Here is a 13802-nt window from a genome sequence, read left to right on the forward strand (position 1 = left end):
AATACCAACATCGTTCAAAGACATGATTACAGAATTCAGAAATCGGGTTTCAATTGAAATTCAAAATATCTGACATTCAATTTGGGGAGATACCAAAGTGGCCAACTGGGGCGGACTGTAACTCCGCTGACTTTCGTCTTCGTAGGTTCGAATCCTGCTCTCCCCACCAAGAAGTTTTAAAGTTTAAAGTTTCGAAGTCTTGAGTTGCAGAACTTGAAACTTTAAACTCAAAACTTGGAACTGAATAAGTTGCGGGAGTAGCTCAGCTGATAGAGCATTAGCCTTCCAAGCTAAGGGTCGCGGGTTTGAATCCCGTCTCCCGCTCAAAAAGGGTCGTCAAGAAATTTGACGACCCTTTTCTTTTTTACCCTTTGATTTAATCTATCGAATATCGGAATTATTGATTAATTCGGACAAAACTATCTTTAAAACAAAACGTTTCAATCAATATGCTGGTCTTTATCCTGTTTTGGATTGATCAGGTATCCCTGAACCCCAAGTTGAAGAGAAGAAAGATGATTGAATGAGAGCAACGAGTCGTTTTAAAAATATAATTAAATCGGATAAGCCGGTAGTTGTTGATTTTTATGCTGATTGGTGCCAGCCATGCAAGGAAATACAACCTGTATTGGTGGAACTTAAAAGCAACTTTAAGCAGACCATCCGTGTTTTAAAGGTGAATGTGGACTATAATCCCAATATTGCCAATCAATTTAGTGTAAAGTCGATTCCCACGGTTATGGTTTTTAAGTCGGGAGATTTGCAATGGAGCAAAGAGGGGGCCATCAGGCTGCCGGAATTAACTCAGATACTGGAGAAATTCTTGCCCGGTTCTTAATTTCTAACGCTATAAATTGAAAAGCGAGGTTCTGTTTTATTTGGAACCTCGCTTTTCTTTTGTCTTGATGTATCCTAATTACCGTTGATCGCTTCCTGAATTCGTTTAAGTTGATCTTTAGGGTAGTTTTCATCGGGACGTAAGTTGATGGCCCGGTTGTAATAGAAACGGGCAACACTGTAATTTTGAGTATCAAATGCTTTGTCGCCCTCAGTAATCGCAGCTTGATATTCTTTTTCTGTTTGTGCAGCCTGCATTTTCTCCAATTCTTTCTGAATCTCGGCCAGTTTAATGCCCGGATACGGTTCATCCTTTTTCAGCGCCTGTGCTCGTTGGTAAAACGAACGGGCAATCGCGAAGTCTTTATTCACAAATGCTTCGTCGGCGGTGTTAATCCAATTCAGATAATCTTGTTCTTCGCGCTGAGACAATAGCGTATTCGTCAGTTTGCCAATTTCTTTGATGCGATCTTTCGGGTACTGTTCCCATGATTTTATTTCCAGTGCTTTGTTGTAATAGAATCGGGCCAGTGTATAGCCTTTCCGGTTGAACTCCGTGTCTGCTTTTTCAATGGCATCGTTATATGCCTTTATTTGGTCGGCAGTAAGTGATTGGTCAATCAATTTGCTGATCTCTTCCAATCGCTGTTGCGGATACGGATTTTCCGGTTGAATTCCCAATGCTTTTTGGTAATAGAATCGGGCAACCGTATAGTCTTGTTTGTTGAAGTGTTCGTCGGCAATTTTAATGGCCTCGTTATAGGCTGCATTGGTTTTCTCAGCGGCTTTAGCCTTTTCGGCCAGCAGTTCCAATTCCGCTAACTTCAAATCAATCTTTTCTATCTGATTTTTTGGATAGCTTTCTTCCGGTTTTAGGTTAACGGCTTTTAAATAGCTTGTTTTTGCATCTGTCCATGCCTCGCTGTTAAACTGCTCATCGCCTTGTTTAATGGCCGCCTGGTAATCAGCCTCCAGCTTGGCCAATTGGGCAATTAAGGCGTTTAACTCGTTAATTTTCGGTTGAACTTCGCTTTTCTTCTCCGGAAGAATGCTAATTGCATCCTGGTAACTATTGACAGCATCGTTCAGTTGTTGGCTATCGATGTAAGCTTCCGCCTCTTTAATTTTAGCATTGTAGGCCATGAGGTTAGCTGCTGCTATCGAATCTTCACGAGCCTTTTGGCGACGTTCAGCTTCTGCTTGAGCCAACTGTTGCAGAATGCCGTCAATCTCGGCTAGTTTGTCTTTCGGGTATTGCTCGTTAGGAAGTATGGTCAGTGCCTCGTTGTATGCATCTTGTGCATTCGTGTATCCTTTTTGAGCCATGGCGTCATCACCTCGTTTTATGGCCGCATCGTATTTCTCGCGGGCAGCTTTTTCTGCCGCGATTCGTTGCGCTTCGGCTTCGGCTGCCAGACGAGCTTCCTCTGCTCTCTGTGCCATCAGTTGCTCAATTTCACTAATCCGTTGCGGAGGTTCCGGTTCCTGAGGCTTCAGCTCATTGGCCTGCTTGTATAATCCAAGGGATTGCTCCAGCTGATCCTGATCGAAAGCTGTTTTTGCTTTAGTCATCACTTGTGTGTATTGAGCGTCAAGCTCAGCTTGTTTAGCCAATTCAGCTAATATGCCGTCAATTTTTATAATCTGATCAGACGGATATTGCTCATTCGCTTTTAGTGTTAATGCCTCCTGGTAAAGGGATTTTGCTCCGGTATAGTTTTCAACTTTAAATGCCTGGTCCGCCTCAGCGATCTTTGCAGCATAGGCAGCTTCCAGCTTTTGACGTTCAGCTTCGGCTAAAGCAGCGTCCTGTAATTTCTGATCAATGATTGCAATCTGGCTGGTGGCGTATTGGTCATTTGCCTTAATGGTAAGTGCATTCTGATATTCAGGTTTGGCCAGTGCATATTCTGTTTTATTGAAAAGGTCGTCTGCCTTGGCAATAGCCTTCTGGTAAGCCTGCTCCATTGCGGCTGCCTTGAGTCGTTCTATTTCAGCTAACTGTTTAACCGGGTATTCTTCCTCAGTTTTCAGTAAATGGGCTTCGTTATAAGCATCGCTGGCTTCTGCAAAGTCGCGAATTTTAAAGGCATCATCACCTCGTTTAATCGCTGCCTGGTAAGTTCGGTTAACTTCAGCTAAAACCTCCTGCTGATGTTGCAGCTCGGCTAATAGCGAATCAATCTCAGCAATTTTATCTTTCGGATATTGTTCTTCCGGTTTTACCCGGCTGGCATCTGCATAGCTATTGCGCGATGGCTGATACGCTTCCAGTTTGAATAGCGAATCTGCTTTGGCAATATAGGCTCTGTACGAGCGCTCCAGTTGCTCTGCTTTAAATTGATCGGCTTGCAACTGCTTGACTTTTTCAATCTGGTCAGCCGGATATTGCTCTTTGGGTTTCAGTTTTAAAGCTTCTTGATATTGATCGATTGCCTTGTCGTAGAACTTGGTCGCTACCATCTGATCGCCTTGTTCTATGGCCCGTTTGTAGTCGGCATCCAATTGAGCAAGGCGAGCCAGTTCGGCATCAATCTTCTGAATTTGTTCCTTCGGATAAGTTTCTGCAGGTTTCAGTGTTGATGCTTGCTGGTAGTTGCTTCGGGCAGGCTCATATTGTTGTGCCGTGAAGGCTTGATCGGCCATGGCAATTAGATCGTTGTACTGCTGATCCAAATCCTGCTGCGCCAGTATCCGATCAATTTCTGCGATTCGGGCTTGGGCTTTTTCATGAGCCGGTACAATCGTCAGTACTTGCTGGTAGATCGGTTTGGCTGCCGTATATTGTTGACGATCGAATGCGGCGTCGGCTTTTGTCATCAGTTCGTCGAGCTGAGCTTCCAATGCCATCTGGTCATCAATTTTCCGAATTTGTTCTTTCGGATAAGTTTCCTCCGGAATTAAGTTGAGTGCATCCTGGTACAAGCCTTTTGCTTGCGTTAAGGCTTGCGTATTAAAGGCCTGGTCGGCTTGCGCAATCAGCTCATCGTATTGCCCTTTGGTTTGCTGTTGGGCCAGAAGCTTCTGACTTTCAGCCAAGCGGTTGGTGGCTTCAGGATCGTTCGCTTTAACAGCCAGTGCACTTTGATAGGCCGTAATGGCTGCAGTGTAATTCTTGGCATCGAAAGCTGAATTCCCTTGCTTCATAAAGGCTTGGTATTGTTCCTCCAGAGCTGCCTGGTTGGCCAGTTTTTGCATCTCTGCGTCGATTTTTGCGATTTGATCTTGCGGATATTTTTCTTGTGGCTTTAGGCTCAAAGCTTGCTGGTAACCGCCTTTGGCTACTGCATATTGCTGGGCATTGAATGCTTGATCAGCAGATGCAATGGCTGCTGCATATTGATCGTCGAGTGCTTGCTTAGCCAAAATCTGATCGATCTCGGCTATGCGGCTTTTCGAAAGTTCGTGATCAGCTTTCAAACCTAATACTTGTTGGTAAAGTCCCTTAGCGTTTGCATACTCTTTTTTGCTGAAGCTGTTGTTGGCTTCTGCCAGTAATTGATCAAACTGCTGATTAAACTGCATCTTTTGGTCAATTTCAGCAATCCGGTCTTTCGGATATTGCTCATTCGGCTTGATATTCGAAGCCTGTTGGTAGCTTGTTCGAGCCGTTGGCAATAGATTCTTTGAAAACTGGTCATCAGCCTTCGCGATCCAGTCAGTATATTTTTCATTGTCGGCCAGTTGCTGCATCGCAGCTTCAGTAGCACTAATGCGTTCCTGTGCCGGTTCGTCTCCCGGTTTGAGGCTCAAGGCTTCTTTAAAGGCCTTTAATGCATCCGGATAAGCTGTTGCTGCAAACGACGTATTGCCTTGCTGCATGGCTGCGGCATATTGTTCGTCAATAGCTTTCATTTCAGCTAACCGGGCCAGCTCCTGGTCAATCTTTTTAATTTGGTCGCGGGGATATTGTGAGTCACGGGGCCGCATGTCAATTGCTTGCTGGTAGAGACCTTTGGCTTCATTGTAAACCTGCGTGTTAAACGCTTGATCGGCACGTGCAATCAACTCGTTATACTGCATGTTGCCCAGCTTTTCCTTCATCAACTTACGTGCTTCGTCGATTTGGTTGGTCGCGTATTTATCTTTGGGTTTATATTCCAATGCTTTGCTGTATGAACCGATAGCTTCGTTGTATTGCGTTGCCGAGAATTGTTGATCACCGGCTTTGATGGCTGCCAGGTAGTTTTGTTCGGTTTCTTCAGCCAGCTTAAGTGCAGCCATCAAATCCTGAATTTCAGCAATGCGGTCTTTCGGATAAGACCGGTCACTGAAGATCATCAGTGCATCGCGGAAGCGGTTGATAGCGCCTTCATATTCCTTTTTATGGTACAGCCCGTCGGCATCGGCAATGGCTTTATCGTATTGGCGCTCCAGGGCAGCCATTTCCTGTTCGTTGGCCCGGCCAATACTTTTTCGTTCGCTGGCCAAAGCATTTTGTTCGGCTTCAGCAGCTTGAATTTGTTCCCGAAGCTGGGAATCCGACAAGTAGATTTCAGCATCAAAATTGTCGATCTGCGAGTTGTAGAAGACTCGTGCTACCGGTTTCACAGTAAATGAACGGTCGATGATATCGGTTTCCTTAAAGAAATTCAACTCGAAGGGGTAGGGTGGAAATTTGTTGTTGCGCTGCAAAACCTCAGTAGGTACGTAGGTTGAAATGATGATAATCTTCTGAAAAAACCCTTCTCGCTTAAATACCAGCCTATACTCGTGGTTGTATTCAAAATCGAACTCGAAACGTCCGTTGCGGGGGGGATTTACGACCTCCACTTGTTTCTCGTCTTTAAAAAGAGTAATGGTCGCTCCTTCAATCTTGCCGTCGTCGGAAGTTACACGGCCTTCCACCGAAAACTTGACTTCGTCCTGTTGAGCAAAAAGCAGGAAAACAACAACAAAGGTTAAAGCAGCTAAAAAGATTTTTTTCAGAGACATACCAGGTTTTGTTTGGGAAATAACAATATTCGTTTTAATCAGAATCTTCGAATACTCAACAGTAATAACTCATAAAACATAGATATTATTTTTTGAGCCCAAAAACAAGTTTTTATTTTTTTGCTTTTTCAGACTTTCTAAATTATTGCGTTATTTGAACTTTCTGCAAAAGGGGTATTGAAAAAGAGGGGATTCAGCTTGGTTTTGTACCGAAAATTGATGAGAACCTCGTTTTCTGAACGCAGATGAATTGAATTGTCCTAATTTTTGAATCGCATGAAACGAGAACCATCATTTTTGGAGGCCTTGTTGCCCATTCTGTTTTTAATTGTTCTGTTAACGTTGAATTTTATTTTCTTCGATGATACCTTGGCCGGCGCTAACCAGGTGGCTTTGCTACTGGCTGCGTCAATCGCCGGAATTATCGTGAGCCGTAACGGACAGAAGTGGGAAGATACTATGGATAATGTGGTTCGTACCATCGGTTCGGCCATGCCCTCGATGCTGATTTTGCTGTTGATTGGTTCACTGGCCGGAACCTGGATGATTAGTGGAATTGTGCCGACATTGATTTATTACGGTCTTGATATTATCAATCCCAAGGTGTTTTTAATGACAGCTGTCGTGGTGTGCTCTGTTGTATCGGTAGCCACAGGAAGCTCGTGGTCGACTATTGCAACGATAGGAGTAGCTTTGCTTGGAATTGGGAAGGCTATCGGTATCAACGAAGCGATTGTGGCCGGTGCAATTATCTCGGGTTCTTACTTTGGCGATAAAATTTCACCCTTGAGCGATACTACAAACCTGGCTCCTGCCATGGCCGGAACAGATTTGTTTACCCATGTTCGGTATATGTTGTACACGACGACTCCGGGCATGATCCTCACCTTGTTAATTTTTCTGGTTATCGGTTTTAATTATGATTTTGCAGGAACAACGGTTGACATGGAAAATGTAAAGCTCGCGATTGACGGAACCTTCAATACCACACCCTGGCTATTCTTGGTGCCGGCGATTTTGTTCTTTATTATCATTAAAAAAGTACCACCAATACCTTCATTACTCATTGGAACCTTACTGGGGGCAGTGTTTGCCATCATTTTTCAGCCTCATATTATCGAAGGGCTGGCAAGTCAGGCATCGAATTATGCCGAGGCAGCTTATGTTGGGAGTATGCAGGCCATGTTTGGCGATGTAGCGATTCAGACCTCGAATAGCGATGTGAATGATTTGCTGCAAACCTCTGGGATGGCCGGTATGCTGGACACGATCTGGTTGATCTTGTCGGCCATGGTGTTTGGCGGTGTGATGGAGTCGGGTGGCTTGTTGGCGCGGATTACCAAACCAATCGTAAAATGGGCCGACTCGACAGGCTCGCTGGTTACCTCAACGGTTATAACCTGTATCTTTTTTAATGCCACAGCTTCCGATCAGTATATCGCGATTGTTGTTCCGGGGCGAATGTACCGAAATACTTTTCGGGATAAAGGATTGAAACCGGAAGTGCTTAGCCGTACGCTGGAAGATTCGGGAACGATGACCTCTGTATTGATTCCGTGGAATTCGGGCGGAGCAACCCAGGCACGTGTGCTGGGCGTGCCTACGCTGGATTATTTGCCCTATGCATTTTTCAATTTGATTAGTCCGCTGATGTCCATTCTATTTGCTTACCTGAACATTAAAATTCGGCGTTTCAGCGTGGAGGAGGCACCGGTAAAAGACGAATAGCAAAAGGATTGACTGAAGGAAAAGTCTTCAGTTTGAAAAACTTGACTATTTTTACCGGGCTTGTATTTCCCGTTTTTGAGTGAATAGAGGTGGAAAGACTGAAGAGAAATGGCTGTGATTTTACTGTTAATCGTTTTTTATGTGTGTTTTCCGGCGGCTATTGTTTATGGCACGCGCAAGTCGACTTTGCTGAACAAGGTCGGAGCTGTTGTACTGGCCTATATTGTCGGTGTGGTCTTAGGTAATATTGGATTACTTCCAACCATGTCCGAAGAGATGCGCGACTTGCTGGGTGGTCAGGCTTTTCTGCCCGATGACCAGATGACCGAATATTTACAGCAAAGTCTACTCACCGAAGCCGATTTATTACCCAATCATATTGCCCGCTTACAGGAAATATTGATGACAATTACCATTCCGCTGGCTATTCCGCTCTTGTTATTTTCGCTGGATGTAAAACGCTGGCTCCACTTGGCACGTCGTGCCTTGATCTCGATGATGCTGGGGATCGTGTCGCTTACAACTGTCATTATTATTGGCTTCTTTTGTTTGAAAGCATTTATTCCCGATGCCTGGAAGATTGCCGGAATGCTGGTGGGTATTTACACCGGAGGAACACCTAACTTGGCAGCTATCGCTACGGCGCTGGAAGTCTCGCCGAATACATTTATCCTGGTCAATACCTATGAAATTGTTACCGGATTCTTCTTCCTGATTTTGATCATGACTTCAGCACAATCGCTGCTGAACCGGTTTATGCATCCGTTTAAATCGGCTTTGAAGGAGGAGCACCTGGAACAGGTTGAGGCTGCCAGCGAAGAATTTGAAGGTATGCTTAGCCGCAGCGGAATTATTGAAATGGTGAAGTCGTTTGGATTATCAATCCTGATTTTTGCCGTTGCTGGCGGACTGAGCTTGTTGGTGCCGAAATCGGCGCAAATGGTTACCATTATCCTCACGATTACCACACTGGGTGTTGCCGGAAGTCTTGTGCCGGCTATCAATCGGCTCAAACAGTCGTTCTCGCTGGGAATGTACCTGATCCTTATTTTCTCCTTGCTTGTTGCCAGTATGGCCGATCTTTCAGCGCTGTTTAATATCGACTTCTTCCACTTGTTCTTATTTGTTGCGCTGGGCGTATTCGGTACCATGGTTATTCATGTGCTGTTGTCGTGGCTCTTCAAAATTGATACCGATACCACCATTATTACTATTTCTGCTTTATCCTTTTCACCGCCCTTTGTGCCGGTTGTGGCTTCGGCTCTAAAAAACAAAGAAATCATCATTTCCGGATTGGCGGTGGGGACTCTCGGCTACATTTTCGGAACTTACCTTGGGGTAACACTTGCCTATTTCCTAAGCACGTTTATGTAGATTGGCGTGAACATTTATTAATGAGCTGCTCACAAATTTGCCTCCTTAGTAAATGTTAATGTCTTGTCCGACGATTCGGGAGCCCGCGAATAAATGTTAACGGCTCCACCTTTCGTTGGGGAGCCCGCGCACAAATGTTAATAACCTGCCCAGCCGTTGGGGAAGTCATTAATAAATGTTCATTGTTCGCCCGGCGTTTGGGGAGCCCATGAATACATGTTCATAGCTCGCCCGGCTGTTGGGGAAGCAATTAATAACTGTTTATTGCGCCATTGATGGTTTCGGGAGGCAGGGCTAAAGGATGATGTATCCCAATTTTGTTGCTGAATGAATTTTGGGTTAGCCAAAAACCAAGAATCGCTTAGCTCCGTAAATATATATTGTAATCAATGTACGGAAACCTTAAACCTGATTGTTATGGCAAAAGTGAAATTGACACCTGAGGAGCTGGAAACACTGGAAATCATCAAAGAAGAGCAAGAAGTTGAAAAAAAGAAAATCCTGAAAATTATCGTTGGCGAAAGCTATGCTGAGGACGATAATGTTTTAAGATTTCTGAAAGATAACTGGTACAGCGAGCTCGAGAAGTATTATAAAGTTAAAATGGAGGGGGATATCAACTACCAAAAGAAGTTTGAGAAGTTGATTAATAAGATGGATAAGTTGATTCAAAAGAATAAAGTTGAGGATGCTTATTGATCGTTGAAACCTTGATAAGAATCATCTCCTGAGCCTGATATTTGCATGCACGGGACGTATTTTTATTGTCTGTTTTTGATAACTTGGCTGACCAACTAAAACCAATAAAAAAGCTTGTGATGAGTAAAAAGGTGCTGCTTTTTTTAGCACAAGGATTTGAAGCCTACGAGGCTAGTGCGTTTATTGATGTGTTCGGGTGGAGTAGAGAAGCCGGTCTTCATCCGGTCGATTTAGTGACTACCGGTTTACAGCCAAAGTTAAAATGCTACTGGAACCTGGTTGTAGAGCCTGAGTTACCCTTTGATCAGGTGCATGTGGAGGATTTCGATGCTTTAGCGATACCCGGAGGTGCAGCCGATGCCGGTTTTTTCGATGATGCTTACGATGAACGGTTTCTGAATTTAATCCGGGAATTCGATAAACAAGGTAAACCGATTGCATCCGTTTGTGTGGCTGCTTTACCCGTTGGAAAAGCGGGAGTTTTGAAGGACCGAAGGGCAACAACATGGGATTTAAATGATGGTGCACGTCGTCAACAGCTGGCTGATTTTGGCGCCGATGTTCAGGACCGGCAGTTGGTTGTCGACCGGAATGTGATCACCTGTACGGGGCCAGGCCCTGCTCTTGATGTTGCTTTTCAATTGATGGAAATGCTAACGGACTATGATAATGTTCGGGAAATCAGGCATAATATGCGGATTCTTTAGCCTCTTTAAAAAAGGTAGTTCAGTTTAATATATATGCCGGCCGTTCCGTCGCGGTGGTCGGTCGTACGACCGTAGTCGCACGACACGATAAAGTTTTCATTCATCGCTGCTTTCACTCCGAGTCCGTAACTGGTATGCCAGTTTTCAGCTCCGTAATCCAGGTAATTTTTCGTATCAATGGCTACAAAAGTGGGGTAGAATTCGAGATTGCGTTTACCTGTTACCTTGCCGGTATCAATAAAGCCATTTAGCCCCACAAAGAAATTGTTGTTTTTATAGCTGAAGTTCCAGATTCGGCTGCGCAACTCGATGTTGGCAAAAGCCACATTGTCGCCGATTACGCGGTTGCGCAAAACTCCCCGCAAGGTACGCCCTCCGCCCAAACCTTCCATACTGTTGCCTTTTGCCCCGTCAACCACACGTTTGGTGAGGTAGTAAAAAGGCACTTTGCCCGATAAGGTTGCTTCGTAGCTTAAGCGGTAAGCAAAAGTTAGTCGTTTGGAAATGATTGGGAAATATTGCCGATGCGTAAGTCCCAGCCGGGTGAAGGAGTTTTCTGCTCCCAGGATCTTAGGCACATACTCCAACACTGCTTCCGACCAGATTCCCCGTTCGGGATTAGCGCGAAAGTTTCGGCTGTCGTATATAAATCCGCCACGTATAGCCGGAATTGTCCCTCCATCCGCCTCATCGGGGCGAATGAGTCCCCAACCTTGATAAATGGTGTATAGCCCTGGTACATCCGGAAGCTTATCTTTTTCATTTTCGCCTTTGTTGAGTTTGCCGATATTTACCTCGGCAATTTTAAAATGCTGGAAGTTAATTCCCGCTTCCCACTTCCAGTTCTTACGGGCCAAAGTACCTTGGAAATCCAGTTTTAGGCGAAAAAGCTTCCGATCGTAATTGTAGAACAGGCGTGTTTTGTAATCCGCTTTATCTTCGTCGGTCCAGTCTTCCATGTAAACCGCATCGTAACCATTAAAGCCATAAAATTGATAAGCCTGATCGGTCAGGTAGCTCAGGTCGGCAGTTGTTTGAATGCCTTTGATTAGTTGGTCGGAGTCGTACTGAAACTGGTAGATCGCACTTCCTTTGGTAAAACGCGAAACTTCCAAATAAAGCGAATGGTTGTATTCCGGGTAACGGCTGCCATCGCCGTAATGGTAAAGGTTGATCAATCCGCCGTATTGAAATCCCAGGTCCGAGTCGAAGGTAATGGCCGGCAAGGCACCAACGTTCCAACCTTGTTTGATGATTTCTTTCTTTTCCGCTTTTTGAGCTTGTACAATAACACACAAAAGCAGGAAGACGATAATGAGCTTAACTTTCATAGACAGGTTTTTCGGTACAAACGAATATAGTGGAATTTTTGATTGCATGGCAGGATTGACTGTGTTAAGCTGGTGCATTTTGAAGCGTATTAAAGCAACTTAATCTGCTGAACGTTCGAAAATTTTGTATTTTCGGGGCGTCAAAAATGCCAAGCATATGATTACCATTGAAACAACATACCTGGGTGACTTACGAACTGAAAACGTTCATCTGCAATCGGGGGCAAAAATCATTACTGATGCTCCCTGTGATAACCGGGGTAAAGGGCAATCCTTTTCGCCAACCGATTTATTGGCAACGGCTTTAGGAAACTGCATCATGACGATTATGGGAATTACGGCCATGGATAACGGGATAGACATCGTGGGAACGCGATTGGAGATTACCAAGATCATGGCCAGCGATCCAAGGCGTGTTGCCGAGGTGGTTATTGCTTTTTTCTTTCCAAAGGATAAAAGTTATACCGATGAAGAAAAAAAATTGATTGAAGGTGTTGCCGGAACAAGTCCTGTTCCGTTGAGTCTTCACCCCGATTTAAAGCAAAGCATCACCTTTAACTGGTAATCGACGAAAAATCTGTTAACCTGAAAGAAGTTCCGGCCAACAACCGGATTAGCAATTATGGAGACGACAAAAAGAGAACGCGAAATTATATTACTGAATATTTCAGGACCCGACCAAGCCGGACAAACGGCATCACTAACCGCTATTTTAGCTGAATATGATGTTTCCATTCTGGATATTGGTCAGGCTGTAATCCACGAAAATCTGGGATTGGGAATTTTGATTGAAATCTCGGAAAAAGCAGATTCATCGCCCATCCTGAAAGATGTTCTTTTCAGAGCGCACGAGTTGGGATTGCGGGTAAAGTTTACGCCAATTCCGGAAGCTCGTTACGAAGAATGGGTTTCGCACCAGGGGAAAGACCGTTTCATCATTACTTTGCTGGCACGTCAGCTGAAAGCCGGCCACCTGGCTCGGGTAACCAAGGTTATTTCGGAACAAGGGCTGAATATTGATATTATCTCGCGTTTGTCGGGACGTATTCCGTTGAATGACCGGGATCGCAGAACGAAGAGTGTTGTGGAATTTTCGGTGCGTGGTACGCCAAAAGACAATGAAGAGCTCAAGCGTGAGTTCATTGAAATATGTAAAGAAACCGGGGTGGATATTGCCTTCCAGGTGGATAACATGTATCGCCGAAATCGTCGCTTAGTGTGTTTCGATATGGATTCAACCTTAATACAGGCTGAAGTAATTGATGAACTGGCTCGCCGGTCAGGCGTTTACGACGAGGTAAGCTCGATTACAGAAGCAGCTATGCGCGGGGAGTTGGATTTCCAGGAAAGTTTTAAAAAACGGATTAGCTTGCTGAAAGGTCTGGATGTGTCGGTGATGCAGGAAATAGCAGAGGAACTTCCATTAACTGAAGGTGCTGAACGTCTGTTTCGTACACTGAAGAAGTTTGGATACAAAACAGCTATTCTTTCCGGTGGTTTCAATTACTTTGGAAACTTCCTGAAAGCGAAGTTGGGCATTGATTATGTATTTGCCAATGAGCTGGAAGTTGAAAACGGTAAGCTAACCGGTCGTCATGTCGGTGAGATTGTAGATGGAGCTAAAAAGGCAGAAATGTTGAAGCTGCTGGCATTTAAAGAAGACCTGCATCTGGAGCAAGTGATTGCCGTTGGTGACGGATCGAATGACTTGCCGATGATTCAGCTGGCCGGTTTAGGTATTGCCTTCCATGCCAAGCCGAAAGTGAAAGAATCGGCTAAGAACTCGATTAGCGAAATTGGCTTGGATGCTATTCTTTACCTGATTGGTTTCCGCGATCGGGAGATTAATGATTAAGACAATTACATTCATGATATGGAAAGGGACATCAGCTGGGCTGATGTCCCTTTTTCTTTGAAAATCATTTGATTGATTCGGAATCAATGATGCTATCCATGGATCACTTTCCCCTTTTCTATGTCCTATCGGACGGATTTTACTTTTTGGCTTGAACCAAAAAGATAAACAAAAAGTTCAAGGCTGATTTTTATCTTCAACCTGCATCTTTCTAAAAGCTAAGTTCAACGGGTGATTTCCTCCTACCGTCGGAACTTCCCGTTTACACTAAGCTTTTAGTTCGATTCCGGGCTTGATAAAAATAGGCCGATCCGCATTAGCAAGACTTTGCGATAA

The 13802-nt window shown here is 44.5% G+C and carries 9 protein-coding genes and 2 tRNA genes; 9 read left to right on the forward strand and 2 right to left on the reverse strand.

Annotation, left to right across the window (positions count from 1 at the left end; genetic code table 11):
* Positions 1 to 83: 83 nt before the first annotated feature.
* The 3 genes from AC37HE_RS09380 to trxA all read left to right on the forward strand — a co-directional run bounded on the left by AC37HE_RS09380 (position 84) and on the right by trxA (position 838).
* A tRNA-Tyr gene (locus AC37HE_RS09380) sits at positions 84 to 169 on the forward strand.
* 82 nt (positions 170 to 251) lie between these two features.
* Positions 252 to 324, forward strand: a tRNA-Gly gene (locus AC37HE_RS09385).
* A 199-nt stretch (positions 325 to 523) separates the two neighbouring features.
* Positions 524 to 838: a thioredoxin gene (gene trxA, locus AC37HE_RS09390; protein WP_500782571.1), complete on the forward strand. Its 315-nt coding sequence runs from the start codon at positions 524 to 526 to the stop codon at positions 836 to 838.
* 74 nt (positions 839 to 912) lie between these two features.
* Here trxA and AC37HE_RS09395 read toward each other — a convergent pair whose 3' ends face one another.
* Positions 913 to 5772, reverse strand: coding sequence for a hypothetical protein (locus AC37HE_RS09395; protein WP_500782572.1), 4860 nt, complete (start codon positions 5770 to 5772; stop codon positions 913 to 915).
* 276 nt (positions 5773 to 6048) lie between these two features.
* Between AC37HE_RS09395 and nhaC the strand changes: the two genes are divergently transcribed.
* The 4 genes from nhaC to AC37HE_RS09415 all read left to right on the forward strand — a co-directional run bounded on the left by nhaC (position 6049) and on the right by AC37HE_RS09415 (position 10280).
* Positions 6049 to 7500, forward strand: coding sequence for a Na+/H+ antiporter NhaC (nhaC, locus tag AC37HE_RS09400; RefSeq protein WP_500782573.1), 1452 nt, complete (start codon positions 6049 to 6051; stop codon positions 7498 to 7500).
* Between the two features lie 108 nt (positions 7501 to 7608).
* Entirely contained in the window at positions 7609 to 8874 is a 1266-nt protein-coding gene (locus AC37HE_RS09405) for a DUF819 family protein (RefSeq protein ID WP_500782574.1), read from the forward strand.
* 417 nt (positions 8875 to 9291) lie between these two features.
* Positions 9292 to 9573 (forward strand): hypothetical protein, encoded by a 282-nt coding sequence (locus tag AC37HE_RS09410; RefSeq protein ID WP_500782575.1) that lies wholly within the window; start codon positions 9292 to 9294, stop codon positions 9571 to 9573.
* A gap of 119 nt (positions 9574 to 9692) precedes the next feature.
* Entirely contained in the window at positions 9693 to 10280 is a 588-nt protein-coding gene (locus AC37HE_RS09415; protein WP_500782576.1) for a DJ-1/PfpI family protein, read from the forward strand.
* A 5-nt stretch (positions 10281 to 10285) separates the two neighbouring features.
* On the opposite strand, the gene omp85 is transcribed toward AC37HE_RS09415, so the two are convergent.
* The gene (gene omp85 / locus AC37HE_RS09420; protein WP_500782577.1) at positions 10286 to 11611 is read right to left on the reverse strand and encodes an Omp85 family outer membrane protein; all 1326 of its coding nucleotides are present in this window, start codon (positions 11609 to 11611) and stop codon (positions 10286 to 10288) included.
* A gap of 157 nt (positions 11612 to 11768) precedes the next feature.
* Here omp85 and AC37HE_RS09425 point away from each other — a divergent pair, with 157 nt between their 5' ends.
* A complete protein-coding gene (locus AC37HE_RS09425; RefSeq protein WP_500782578.1) occupies positions 11769 to 12176 on the forward strand; it encodes an OsmC family protein in 408 nt (135 codons plus the stop codon).
* A 57-nt stretch (positions 12177 to 12233) separates the two neighbouring features.
* Positions 12234 to 13466 carry a phosphoserine phosphatase SerB gene (serB, locus tag AC37HE_RS09430; protein WP_500782579.1) on the forward strand — a complete coding sequence of 411 codons (1233 nt, stop codon included), beginning with the start codon at positions 12234 to 12236 and terminating at the stop codon, positions 13464 to 13466.
* The last annotated feature ends 336 nt before the right edge of the window (positions 13467 to 13802 follow it).

Source organism: Mangrovibacterium sp., from assembly GCF_059905295.1.